We start from the raw sequence: 13,813 nt of genomic DNA, 5'->3' as shown, positions 1-13,813 counted from the left end.
GGCCGCTCGGGCCGCGCCCGGGGCGCTACGGGCTCATGCCGTCCTCTCCAGTGCGTTCTTGATGCGCCGTGCCTGTTTGACCGTCTGGGACGAGCCCGTGCGGGCCGCCAGCGCGTCGATCTCCGGGGGGAGGGGCCCGCGGGCCCCGCAGCCTTCGGCGCAGTCGGCCGCGAGGGTGAGCGCGGCGGGCAGGCCGTGCGGTGCCTCGCCCTGGAGCAGGGCGGGGAGGGCGGCCGACAGCACCGCCCACACCGTGCCGTACGCGCCGGCGCGCGCGACCTCCCGCAGTGCGCTCACGACCCGCTGGAACGTGAGCCGGCGCAGGCCGGTCAGTTCGGCGACGTCCCCGCCGAGCCGCGCCGTGTCGAGCGCGCCGCGGGCGGCCAGGAGGAGCAGCGCGTCCACGGCGTACAACTGCTCGTCGGCCCGCCGTGCGCCGAGGCCGTACGCCACGAGGAGGTGGGTGGCGGGCCCGGCCGGTCCCCCCGACTCGGCCAGTGCGGGCAGCACGGGGGCATCGCTCTCGTTCCAGTAGGCGTGGGCGACGAAGGTGACCAGCATCCGTGCCGCGACGACCTCCCGGTGCTGGGGCAGCAGCGCCAGCGACTCCGGGGTGCACTCCATGCGCCTGCCCGCGTCCGGGCTGTCGAGGGGATCGTGCGCGCCGAGCAGGGAACGGAACGGCTCGGAGAAGCCCTCGCGTCCGGCGACGGCCTCCGTGCGGACCAGCACACCGGGGCGGGGGTTCCGCAGCCCGAGGCGTTCCCTCTCGCGGAAGGCGGCCGGGGCGGGCAGCGCGCCCTCGGCGAGGCGGGCGGCGAGCCGGCGTCCGGCCGGGGAGGTGAGCTTCGCGGCCGCCGTCACCGCGTCGGGCGGTATCACGCGGTCCAGGCGCAGCAGGGCCTGGTCGAGGTCGGCCGGGCCGGGTTCGGTGCCGGAGCCCTCGTAGGCGGCGAGCCGCTCCACCAGTTCCGCGGGGTCGAGGGTGCCCGTCGTCCAGGTGGGGGTGGCCAGCAGGAAGGGCAGGGGGTCGCCGTGCAGCCGGGTCGCGATCTCGGCCACGCGGACGGCGAGGACGGAGGCACTGGCCGAGTGCGTGCTGCTGTGGTCGAGGGCCAGGCGGCGGATGCCGTCCAACTCCTCCTGGGGAACACCGCCCATGACCGCGAGGACGACGAAGGGACGCCAGTGCCAGCCCAGGCCACGGAAGTCCGTGGTCCAGTGTTCCAACAGCCGCCCCACGACCGGCTGGAGAGCGGCGCGCAGGCCGGGCAGGTCGGCGTGGGCGTGCACGACGAGGCCGTTGAGTACCCGCTCCGCCTGACCGGGCGCCTCGTCGGTACCGTGCATCAGGACGCCGACCTCCTCCGCGAGTTCCGCGGCGGTGGGCGGCACGGGCGCGAGGCGCTCGGGCTCCGGCACGGGCGGCAGCCCGTCCCCCTCGCCGGGCGGGGTGCCGGCGCCCTCGTCGGGGAGGACGCCCCCGAGCGCGGCGGCCGCGCGTGCGCGCAGGTCGGGTCCGAGCTGCCCGGCGCTCTCCGCGAGTTCGGCCAGGACGGCGTCGCTCGCGCGCCTGCGGTGGCGCACGACCAGGGCGAGCGCCCGTTCCTGGAGGCTGTGCTCCTCGTGGCCGAAGGCGACGGCGGCCGCGCGCAGCAACGCGTCCGTGTCCGGGCCGCCGCGCTTGACCGCCTTGTCCAGCAGGGTGAGCTGGGCCCGCACGATCTTCTTCTCGGGCCGGGTCAGGGCGGCTTCCGAGGCCTCGACCAGGTGCTCGGTCGCCAGGCGGCCCGCGGCGTCCAGCCCGGCCAGCGTCTCCTGGGCCCGGGCCACCACCAGGCCGTGGGCGTCGGGCACCATCCGCACCCAGGTCAGGGTGTGCGCCGCCTGCTCGTCCTCGGTCGGGTCGAGGGCGGTCAGCAGGGCGAGGAAGCCCTTGACGAGGCCGAGCCGGGTCTCGCGGGAGAGCCGGGAGAGGCAGCCGTCGAGCAGCGCCTCCCGGCTGAGCAGGCCCTCCCGGGCGAACCCGGCGAGCGCCGCGGCCCAGCCGGGGTCGTGCTCCCAGCTGTCCTGGAGGTGCGAGCCGGCCTGCGGCACCTCGAAGAGCCGCGGGACCATGACCGTCAGGAAGGGATTCTTCCGCAGTGTCTCCCCGACCGGCTCACCGGCGACCCCGCTGCAAGCCTCCTCCCAGCCGAGGACGAACCCGTCGGTCGTGGGCGGTGCGCAGTTCGCGGCGCTGACCAGCCGGGAGATCAGCGGGTACTCCTCCCGCGCGACGGTGCGGCGCCCGGCCAGCCGGTGCGCGACCTGGCCCAGCCACTCGGGGTCGCGGTCGGCCAGCGCCTCGACGACCGGCGCGGGGTCCCGCATGGCCCAGCGCAGCTCGTTGGAGGCGAGCCACTGGGCGGCGGCGGCCGCGCCGGTGGAGCACGCCGCGCCGGCCGCCAGCAGGGCGACGCGTATGTCCGTGTGGCCGTTGGCCCAGTCCCTGTTCAGGGACGAGCGCCAGGACTTCAGCACCGGCAGACAGGTGCGCCGCTCGGCGACGGTGAGTGCCTCGGACAGCTTGGGCACCGCCTCGGCGCGGCCTTCGCGCACGGCGTGCAGCAGTTCGTACGAGGCCTCGGTGACCTCGTCGGGAATGTCGTATCGGGGGATCCCGCGCATCAGACGGCTCCGTGGGAAGGGGTCGTGGTGTCAGGGGTGGTGGCGTTGGTGGCGGCCGTCCGCGCCCCCGCCGCCCGGCGGACGAGGCGGACGGCCAGGGCGTGCTTGCACGGTCCGCGGCCGCCGCGGTACGCGGCCCACCAGCGGCAGGTGCAGGTCAGCCGCCCTTCGGCGGCTCTGACGCGGTGGACGTGGTCGTCGACGGTGACCGTGGCCAGCTCGCCGTCGAGGCGCACCGCGCCCGCCTCGACCAGGGCGCGGGCGGCGCGCAGGCGGGGGTTGTGGCGCTCGGCGCGCCCGGTGTCGTACGGCAGCTCGCGGTGGAAGTACGCGGCCTCCGTCACGTCGTAGCCGATGCGCCCGGCGGTGCCGAGGCGGGTGAGTGCCGCCCGGACGCGCTGCGGGGTGAGGCCGCTCTGCGCGGCGAGATCCGCGAGGTCGACGGCGGGGTCCCAGGCGAGGAGCACCGACACCAGTTCGGCGTCCTCGGCGGACTCCTCCGTGGCCAGCGCCTCCAGGACCCCGCCCTCGCCGGAGAAGCCCCGCGCCGGGTCCGGGGACAGGGTGAGGGTGAGGCGCATTCCGGGCAGACCCACCTCCCACGCGCTCGCCACGGGGCCGCTGCCGGTGGTGACGGCCGGGCCGTGGATCCGCAGGCCCGTGGCGTGGCGGAGCACCCGGCTCAGTGCGGCGAGCCGGTCGGGGCCCGGCAGGCACACCGCGCCGGGGACCGGCCGGGTGGTGGCGCGCAGCGAGCGGCCGGCCGGGACGACCCAGCGCGTGGCCCGTGAGGCGCGGGAGCGGGGCAGTGCTCTGAGGAAGCGCACGGCCTCGGCGGCGGAGAGTTCGGCGCGGGGTTCGAACCCGGCGGCGACCACCTGGGTCTCGGCGAAGCCGCGCAGCCAGCGCTCGGGCAGGGGCACCTTCTTCTCCACCACGGGTCCGTCGAAGGTGGTGACGGTCAGTTCGTCGGGCCCGACCTCCATGAGCAGCGGGTCGACGGGGCCGACGCGGGTGAGGGCTTCGCGCAGCGGGAGGTTGACGTCGACGTTGGTCGTGCCGTGCCCGACGTCGTCACCGTCGAGCGCGTCGCCCAGCATGTCGAGCCGCGCGTAGACGCCGCAGCAGCCGGAGAACGACTCGAACCGCAGCCGGTCGCCGTTCCCCGTGACCACCGGGTCCAGCCAGGCGGGGTTCAGCGGCTGGTAGTAGCGGGTGGCGGCGACGTCCGCGACGCACAGCAGGCCGGCCGCCGCTATCTGAGGTCGGGTCAGGAAGCCGTGGAAGAACCGCGGATGGGCCTCCCGCCCCGCCGGTGTCGTCCCGCCGGAGGTCTCCAGGCTGAGCGTGCCGCCCTCCGCCGCGGGGCGGACCGCGGAGGGCCGTAAATAGGCGTACGTCTGTGCGTCGTGAGTCATGTGCCGAAGACTAGGGGCCACCACTGACAACGCCCGCGGCGTCCGGTTCGGGCGAAGACGACGGGTGTGGTTGCCGGCGCGGACGATCCGGTCCTCGGCGTGCCACAACACCACGTGGGACAGGACCGCGCGTGCGGTGCGGCGACCGGCCGCCGTCAGGGTCCGAACGCGGGCAGAGCCACGCCCGGCCACAACAAGGGAGTGTGGCGGCCACGTTTCAATGTGGCGGCCACGTTTCTCCGACATGAAATCGCGGGCGAAAAATCAGGCATTAACCGCAGAGCGGCCCCGCCCCATTGCTCACCCGAGTTGAAACCGCATTAGGCTCGCGGCAGCCCACAGCAGAAAATCCCCGAAAAGGGGGCGGTGTCGGGCGCGCAAGAAGAACGGAAACCTATAGGGTCGGCACGAGAACTGGAATCCGCCCGATGAGCATCAAGGTATCGCCGCAGCTGAACAATCTGTTGTTCGTGCTGATCGGCGAGAGGATGCTCCAGGCCGACGAGGACATGGCCTACGCCAACGGCAAACCGTACGGCCGGCTGGCCCGGCGCATGCGGGAGTTGTCGGACGTGATCGAAGCGACCGCCGGGGGCGTGGGCCGGTCCCTGCCCCCGAAGGTCGGGGCCAATTACGTGCGCGCGATGCACATGTTCCTCGACGACGGCGGCGTCAACTACCTGAAGGACTTCGCCAGACAGCTCGACGACCTGGAGAAGTCCCGCACGCAGTCCTCCATGGACATCATGGAGGCCAAGTGGCAGATCATCGCCGAGCTGATCACGCTGCTCCTCGAACTCGCCGTCATCACGGCGCTGTCCGTCTTCACCGGCGGCACCGCCTCCAGCCAGGCCGCCGTGGCGAAGGCACGCAGCCGGGTCGCCATCCTCACGGTGTTGCAGTGGCTGTCCAAACGCAGCCACGCGCTGCCCAGCCTCTCCGAGATGTTCGAGGAGGCGTTCCAGACCTTCGCCGTGCGGCTGGGAATGATGCTGGGCGCGCCCAAGGGCCGCAGGCCGGACGGGTTCGACTGGGACCAGATCATCCAGGACGGCGTCTTCGGCGCGTTCACCGGACTGTTCCACGGATTCCTCAACGACATCCTCAAAGGTCTGAAGAACAACTTCAAGAATCTCACGAACAACAAGGACCTGTTCAAGAACATCGACGGCGACGGCAACAAGTTCAGCCACAAATTCGACGACAACTTCAACAACCACACGCCCAACCCGAAGCCGAAGCGCGATCCGGACCTCAGACCGAATCCGAATCCGAATCCCAGGCCGAACCCGACCCCCGAGCCGAAGCCCGACCCGGTTCCGCAACCGAAGCCGCGTCCGGAGCCCAGGGCCGTCCCCACGCCCACGCCCGATCCGGTGCCGAAGGTGAAACTGAGCCCGATCGAACGGTTCAAGCACGAACTGAGCGAGGACCTCACGCACTTCCTCAGCGAGGGAGGCGCGGAAGCGCTCGGCGAGCTGGCGACGGCGGCGGTCTTCCACCTCCCCACCGAGGGCCTGATGACGTTCCTCGGCGGCGGCCTCAGCTCCATCAGCGAACGCCACCTGGGACAGGGCGCGGCGGCCTTCGGCGGCAAGTTCAACATCAACAAGCCGCCCAACGTCAACACGCTGGGCACCACGGACATCCCAGGTTCCGAGGACAACGACTCCTCTTCCTCCCACTCGTCCGACAACCCCGGCGACGGCAAGGGCTCCTCCCCCGGCCCCGGCCCCTCCCTCACACCACCGGCCGGCGGCACCTCGTCCCCGGGCGGCGGCAACCAGGACCGCACGGGGGCCGGTTTTCCGAAGACGCAGTCCGACGCTCCTCCCACCGGGCGGCCCGCCCTGCCCCGTCCGCAGGCCCTTCCCATGGTCGGCGTCTACGCGTCCCCGCCCATGGGCGGGGAAACCGCGCCGGGCGGGACCGTCGTCGCCGACGGGACGAACACGGCCGACAGCGCGGCAGCGGGCACCACCGGCCCCACGCCGCCCCGCGAGGCCACGGAAAGGACCGAGAACGGGCAGACCACGGGGACCCCGGGAGACGCCGGGACCACTGCCGCCCCGGGTCCGGAGATCGAATCCCAAGGCGTCGCCCCGCACACGGACGGCTCCACTTCGCCGAACCCGCGGGCCGCGGAGTCCGTGGCCACTCCCCCCGCCTCCGCCGGCGAGGACCGCCACGTCGCGGGAACCGACACCGACACCGACACCGGCCATGGCACCGACAACGGCACCGGGGCCATCGTCGAGCCGGATGTGCTGCCCCCGACCGCCGAGTTCACCCGGACACACGTGCTCGTCCCGGACGGTGTGGAGCAGCCCGCCACGGCCCGTACGGAGGTCGGCCGCATCCTCAACCGGATGCTTCGCGATCCCCGGATCGCCGAGAACGTCCTGCACAGCGGCGCCCGGGTGGTCGTCGTGCCCCGTGACACCCGCGTCACCGATCTTCCGGAGTTCGCGCACCTCACCGACATCCCTGAACACACGGACCCCGGCGGCACCCGCACCGCCGACACACTGCGTGCGCTCACCGATCCCCAGCGGCGGATCATCGCCGTGCCCGAGGAGAACCTCGTCGGCGAGGTCACCACGGTGGACCAGCACGGACACTTCCCCGACGGCTACTCGGCCGTCACGCACGAACTCGCGCACCTCATCCATCTGTGGGGCCTCGACGACGGCCAACGCGCACAGATCGACGCCCTCCACGCGGCCAAGATTCAACAGGGCGCGGCCGCCGAGTGGCCCGACGGCCCGCGCACGGATCTCAAGGGTGTGGAGACCGAGAACTACTCCTCGCGCAGCCCGGCCGAGTACTTCGCCCAGCTGACCAACGCCTACCTCGGAACGAACAAGGGACCCGACCCGTTCACCGGGCGTCTTCGCAACAACGGCACGGACGCCGTACGCACGCACGAGCCGGCGCAGGCCCACGCCCTCATGCAGGCCCTTTACGGGACGCGTCCCCCGGCGCTGACCACCAACCCCGTCACCGTCACCCGCCGGTACAACGAGATGTACGAAGCCCTGAACGACTTCCACCAGTTGATCGACTCAGAAGCGGAGGGGGCACCGGCGCCCACCACCGAAGAGGCCGAAGTCCCACCCGCCAGTGCGCCGTTGGTGCCCATCGTGACGGTGACGCCGCCCCTCGACGAACTGCCCAGCATCGTCGTCACGCCCCCGGCCGAGAACGAACCGAGCACGCCCCTCAGGACGGTCGGCCCTTCGCCCGACACGCTGCCCACCATCGTCGTCACGCCTCCACCCGAGGACGAACCGAGCACCTCCCTCAGGACGGTCACCCCTCCGCCCGTCGAACCGCCCACCATCGTCGTCACACCCCCCGCCGAGGACGAGGCCAAGCCTCCCCACACGGCCGAGGAGACGACACCGTCCACGGAGACGGCCGCCGAACCGGAGCCCACACCGGACCCGAAGCCGGAACCGGAACCCACACCGGACCCGGACCCGGAGCCGAAACCGGAGCCCGCACCGGACCCGAAGTCGGAACCGGAACCCACACCGGACTCGAAGCCGGAACCGGAACCCGAACCCACACCGGACCCGAAGCCGGAAGCGAAGCCCAACCCCGAACCCGAGCCCGGTCCCGAGGACGACACTCCCGCCCCCAAGGACGACGACCCCGGCGAGGCCGTGAAGACCTTCGGGACCCGTCGCGACGGTGCGCAGGCCCTCACGAACATCACCCCTGTCCCGGACCACGTCGTGGAGTGGCTCCAGGACCTGGCCATCGCGACCGCCGAGGACGGCGCGGCCGAGGACCCCGCCTTCCACGACGCCGTGCGCGGGACACTGACCGCGCGGCTGCTCACCGCCGAGTGGTCACGGCTGTTCAGCGACGCCGGACTGCCCCTCAACGTCACCTTACGAGGGCAGCGTTACCCGGTCTCACTGCGGCTCCAGCTCTCGCTCATCGGGCCCGCGCCCGAACAGATGGAGCCCATGCCCGACGGTCCGCCCGTCGGCATCCAGCGGTGGGCGTTCGGCATCCACGAGGACGGCGACACCTCGGGCGCCGGTGACCTGCGTGCGCTCAACTTCACCTTCAGCCAGCCCTGGGCCGTCAAGCACGGCGCGCTGAGCAGCATCACCTTCTCGCCGCAGATCAACATGACCTGGAACCAGCTCACCACCACGGTGACGGTCGGGCGCACGGTGCAGCCGATGGTCCTGTGGCGCAGCAAGGGTCGTTCGCTGCCCTACGACTTCGCCATGACCTGGCAGGTGCGCCGCAACTCGGGCCGCTCGCGTGACATTCTCGCCAACGCCGGGCAGCCGGAGTGGCAGGACGCGGGCGAGACCCCCGCGCCACCCGCACCGGCCGGGACCCCGAAGGCGGCCAAGGCATCCGAGACGCCCGAGGCGACCGAGGCGACCGAGCCGCCCGAGGCGCCGAAGACCCAGTCCCCGCTCACCGTATGGTTCCCCACCTATCTGGCCAAGGCTCCCGAGCCCAAGGACGACCGGCCGAGCACGAAGCCGACCGAGCCCGCCGATCCGGCCGAGCCCACCAAGCCCACAGAACCGGCCGAACCCACCAGACCCACCGAACCCACCGACGAGGAGAAGCAGAAGCAGCGGGAGGAGGAGGCGAAGTCCCGGCCCGCCCCCGTCGACCGGCTGCTCGACGAACTCCCGCTCTTCGGCCCGGAGTCGCTGGTCGACCACGACGGGATGTTCGCCGATCTGATGGAGGCGTTCCCCCCTCTGGCGGAACTGTCGGAGCGGTCCGTGGACGAGCTGTTCGAGTTCATGAAGGAGGGCAACCAGCGCAGCAACCTGCCCCAGTCCTGGGGCGGTTCGGTGGCGTCGCCGACGCTGTACTCGGCGTCGGGAAGCGCGATCGGCTATCTGAGGTTCTCGACCACCCTGAGCGGCGGCGAGACCGTGACGGGGCCGGCCAGCGCGTCGTCCGTGCTGGAGTCCTACGTCCTGCGTTCCATCCGTATGCAGGGCGCGTCGCAGATCGCCAACTCCCTCGGGGTCACCCTGCCGCTGCGGTTCGGGCTCTCCTCCGGTGAGCCCGATCCCGTGACCGGGGTGGAGCCGCTGGGCGGTTCGGTGAGCGGACAGGTCGGTGCCTCGCACCAGTTCGCCCACACCCTGACCTCGGCGGGCAGCGCGCGCATCGCGCACTCCCTGCGCACGGGGGACCCGTTGCTGCTGGTCCGCCCCGACCTGGCACTGCACGTCACCCTCGTCCGCCCCGACAGCGCGCCGGTGCACCCCGCCGCCGACTCCCGGCTCGGGAAGGGCAAGGGCTACGCGCTGAACATGCGGGTCCCCTCGGAGCACACGCTCGGGAAGGAACCGGAGGAGACCCGGTATCCGCCACGCGAGGTGCTGCACCTGACCCAGCTGGGCGTGTCGACGACACCGCTCCAGGTCAGCGGCACCGAACCGCTGTTCGACCAGGCGGAGGAGTGGCTCCGGGACAACGGCTACCTGCCGTCGGACCGACCGCGGCCACGCCTGTGGGACCACACCACCGAGGAGGCGTTGCGCGTCCAACGCCTCAACAACCAGCGCAAACTGGACCGGATGCGGTCCCGGCTGGCCCTGCGCGGCGCCCTGGACGAGATGATCGAGGGCAGCGACGCGATCACCTTCGAACTGCCCACCCCGAACGGCACGCGTCGCGCGACGGTACGGCTGAGGACCGCGCGCCGCTACACCGGCACGGACGGCACACCGGGCTCGGACAACGACGGGGTGGTCCACGAGCGCTCCCTGCCCGGGGTGCAGACGCTGAACTACGTCGGGTCCACGCTCGCGGGCGACGAACAGTTCCAGCGGACGCCCTTCGGCTGGAGCGCCGGCGGCGGCGCCTCCGTGACCAACCCCTTCGGCGCGCACGGCGACCGGAGACTTCAGGAGCTGGGGGCGCGTTACACGTATCACCGGGCCGAGTCGACGACGGCCGGTTCGAGCGCGGGAACGGGCCACGAGTACTACATGCTCAGTCCCACCGCCAACGGCACACAGGTCTTCTCGGTGCCCGTGACCCACACCATGACGATCAGCGACAGCCATGCCGAGGGGCTCACCCCCGACCCCGAGGACGGTACGGTCCGGCTCGCGGTGCCGACCGACCGTACGTCGAGGACGCCGCACACCGGGCCGCGGCCGAAGCCGGCCGTCGTGCGCGACGTGCGGGACGCCGACATGCGGAAGCTGGCCGGGCCGGGCGCCGGCCACACGTACCACAACGGCCTGCTGCGACTGCCGGAGACCGCCCTCCTCGACCGGGCGCCGGGCAGCGCGGAGTTGCGCGAGACCGTCCCGGCGATGCTCGACGAGCTCGACAGGGAGGCCGCCCGCCAGGAGGAGCGGGCGCTGCGCGCACGCAAGCCGATGCCGGGCGCCTTCCCCGACGACATCGATCTGGAGGCCCAGAACCAGGACACCGAGCCCGCCGACGGCGACACCCCCACGGACACCGGTGCCCGTACCGACGCCCACGCCGCCCCCGACACCGCCCCGGCCCGCCGCGGTCCCCTGTGGGACCTGCTCTCCGGCACCGGCTCCTGGCTGGGCGCGCAGGCGACGGGGGCGGCGCGCTGGGCGTGGCGGACCGCCTTCGGCGAGCCGGTGACACGTGAGGAGTCGTCGGGCCGCGAGGTCTTCGACACGGCGTTCTCGCCGCAGCACATGGCCGGCAACGCTCTGCGCGTCTTCCGGGACTCGTACGTGGTCGAGAGCGCCGGCACCCCGGGCCTGGTGACCGGCACGGACTACCTCGTCGAGGTCGAGGGCTATCTCACGGACGTGGAACTGCTGCCCGAGGGCGAACCGATGGACGCGGAGCGGTGGCTCCAGTCCGTCGATGCCTCCGCGTTCACCTCCGGCGTGAACTCCTCCCATCAGATCGCCTTCTCCGCGTCCGGCCGGTACGGCTCCGGAAGCGACGCCTTCACGCCGTCCGGGGGCTACGCCTACCAGCGCAGCACCGGTCGCAATGTCACCTCCAACGACATCACCGGTGTCTTCCGGGTCACCGTGGAGGACACCACCCCCGTCTACCGGTTCACCGCGAAGGTGCATCTGGTCGTCACCGTGAAGCGCGGCCGGCGCAACGCCGCGTCCGGCACCTTCCATCCCAGCCCCGGTCTGACCAGCAGGAAGGTCGTCGAGCCGGACGGGACGCTGGAGTTCTCGCTGGTCGACAACGACCTCCAGAACCATCCCGAACTGGCCGAACTGGCCCGGCAGGCGGGACGCACTCCGCTCGGCGCCAACCGCGCCGACCGCCTGCTGCCGTCCCCGTACGTCTCCAGCGGCGGCGTGCTCGGCTACGGGGCCGCCAGCGACGTCGACCTCGCGGGCGGCCGCAAGGCGTTCACCGAGCGGGTGCGCACACTGGTGGAGCGCGAGGCCCCGGGCACGACCGAGCCGGGCTCGGCCACCTACCTGCCCGGTGTGCTGTCGCGGATCAACGAGCACGGGACGTCCCTGGGGCTGCGCGCACTCGTCAACGCGGGGCCGCGCGGGCACACCGCCTTCCACTTCGTGCACCGCTCCTGGCTGGGGCCCCGGCTGGTGGAGGTGGCGCTGGTCGCCCGGCCGGCCCGCGGCACCAGGCTCGCCGAGCTGCGCGGCAAGCTCGTCACCCGCTCCTCCGGCCTGGACAACGTGTTCGGTCACTCGCGGGGCGCCGGCACGGCCCTCGACGTGCCCGGCGCCACCCGTATCGCGCGGAGCACGGGGAACAGCCATGAGCTGACCTTCTCCCCGGCCGGGCAGCACGGCATCCACCAGTTCCGGCCGACCGCGAGCCTGGCCCGCCGCACCGCCTGGCAGGACGCCCAGCTCTCCAGCCGCGAACTACGGTCCTGGCAGCGGACGTTCGGCAACACGGCCGAGTTCCGCGTGCCGTACGAGTACGTCGTGACGGTTCGGTCCTGGGCGCTGGACGACGCGCTGATCGGAAAGCTGATCAGTGCGCTCGGCGACGGCCTCACCACCCTCGCGGCCCCTGCGGCCGGCCTGATCGACCTCTCCCCGCCGGCCCTCTCCGGACTGCCGTGGGTCGCCGGGCGCACGGGGAGCGAACCGGCGGGGGTGGTCCTGCGGTTCAACTCCTCGGAGACGACCGGCGAGAGCCCCGCGCTCACCGAGGGGCCGGGCATGTTCACCTCGGACCCGAGGACCGCACCGACGCCGGCCGCCCCGGGCGACGCCGTCATCGAGATGGAACTGCCCCAGGGCCTGCGGGAGTTGCTGGGCGACGAGCCCTGGGTGCCGTCCCGGCCGTTCCAGGTGTACGACTTCGCGGGCATCGACCGGCTGGGCGAGGCCCTGCGGACGGTGGACCCGTCGCTGCGGCAGGATCTCAACCCGCGCACCACCAGGTCCGCCGAGGGCATGTTCATCCGGCTGACCACTCTGGCCGCCGACGGCAGGCTGACGCTCCTGGACGCCGCGGCGACCGCGCCGTACCTGGGCGACCGGGGCAGCGACCGCACGTCCGTGTCGGTGCGGCTGTACGCGCCGCGTGCCGAGGTGACGACGAAGGACACCGCGATCGACCGGATCGAGCTGTCCGCGGACGGCTTCCAGACGCAGGCCGACACGGTCGTCGCCACCGGCGCCACCTTCGAGTACTCGGGCGGCCCCGGGCGGCGCGGCGGGGCGTCGGTGCCGCTGGGCGGTGAACGCGCGTCGTTCGGCCAGACCGCCACCGCCTCCAGCCAGCGCCGCGAACTGCTGCGCTTCGGCACGCCGATGGAGAACGACAAGGGTGAGGGCATGGACGGCCACCGGGTGCGGGCCGTGGCCGTCCTGGAGGTGCGCGGGCCGGGCGGCACCCGGTGGGTCACCGGTGACATCCTGTTCCGCACGACCGAGGCCCCGCCGGCGCACGAGACCACCGACGAGGAGCCGGACGGCACGACGGACACCGCGCCCGCGAAGCCGGCCACGGCCGGAAAGGTCCTGAACGCCGGGCAGGCCGAGGCCCCAGGGGCGACCGGCACCGAGACGGCGGCCAAGGCCACCAGGACCTCGGCCCCCGAGAGCGGAACGACGACCGTCAAACCCTCCGGGACCGTCCAGACAGACCTCCCCGCCCCGCCCGCCCCCACGTACGACAGGAGCCGCCCCGTGCCCCGTTACGGCGGCGGGCAGCGGTTGCTCACGCCCTACCAGTGGTCGCGGCTCGACAGCGCGGGTGAGACGCCCCGGGACGTGTTCGGGGACGGCGACTGCTTCTTCCGTGCCGTCCTGGAGGTCGCGGGGCCGCATGTACGTGCCAGGCTCGGTCTGACCGAGTCCGACGGGCTCGGCGACGTCATCAAGAAGATGCGCGCGGCGACCGCCACCGAGCTGACCGACCACCCCGAGCGGTACGCCGCCCACATCGGTGGCGTCGGCGCCGGCACGTCGGTGGCGGCGCTGGCCTCGGACATCCGGATCCGGGGCAACTACGCGAACCTCGCGGGCGACGTGACTCCGTGGATCGCCTCGGAGCTCCTCGGTCTGCGCCTGCGCATCGTCACCCCGACGTACGAGGTCTCGATGGGCCCCGAGAACGGTGTTCCGGTCACCCTGGTCCAGCTCACCAACGGCCCGCTGCACTTCCTCGCGGGCGTCCCGCAGAGCCCGCCGGCGGCGACCGTCGCCGTCTCCTCCTCCCTGGCGGACGTGGCGTTCGACATCCTGACGGGGCGGAACAAGGGCACGGTGCGCTGA

3 protein-coding genes are annotated in these 13,813 nt (G+C 72.7%); 1 reads left to right on the top strand and 2 read right to left on the bottom strand.

Translation table 11 applies throughout. From position 1 onward, the window contains the following. Positions 1-33: 33 nt before the first annotated feature. The gene (locus IO29_RS01925; protein ID WP_030377252.1) at positions 34-2,670 is read right to left on the bottom strand and encodes a DUF6493 family protein; all 2,637 of its coding nucleotides are present in this window, start codon (positions 2,668-2,670) and stop codon (positions 34-36) included. Then, positions 2,670-4,088, bottom strand: a complete 1,419-nt coding sequence (locus IO29_RS01920; RefSeq protein WP_030377251.1) for an SWIM zinc finger domain-containing protein — start codon at positions 4,086-4,088, stop codon at positions 2,670-2,672. The genes IO29_RS01925 and IO29_RS01920 overlap by 1 nt, the downstream gene beginning before the upstream one ends. A gap of 428 nt (positions 4,089-4,516) precedes the next feature. On the opposite strand from IO29_RS01920, the gene IO29_RS01915 reads away from it, so the two are divergent. Further along, on the top strand, positions 4,517-13,813 hold the full coding sequence (locus tag IO29_RS01915) for an OTU domain-containing protein (protein WP_030377250.1): 9,297 nt from the start codon (positions 4,517-4,519) through the stop codon (positions 13,811-13,813).

It is taken from the genome of Streptomyces sp. NRRL F-6676, assembly GCF_000725625.1.
Classification (GTDB): Bacteria; Actinomycetota; Actinomycetes; order Streptomycetales; family Streptomycetaceae; genus Streptomyces.
This window is presented reverse-complemented; position numbering and strand designations above follow the sequence as displayed.

Bases quoted from the DNA above. Each gene is read 5' to 3' on its own strand.
- IO29_RS01925 (WP_030377252.1), bottom strand. From the start codon at position 2,670: ATGCGCGGGATCCCCCGATACGACATTCCCGACGAGGTCACCGAGGCC.
- IO29_RS01920 (WP_030377251.1), bottom strand. From the start codon at position 4,088: ATGACTCACGACGCACAGACGTACGCCTATTTACGGCCCTCCGCGGTC.
- IO29_RS01915 (WP_030377250.1), top strand. From the start codon at position 4,517: ATGAGCATCAAGGTATCGCCGCAGCTGAACAATCTGTTGTTCGTGCTG.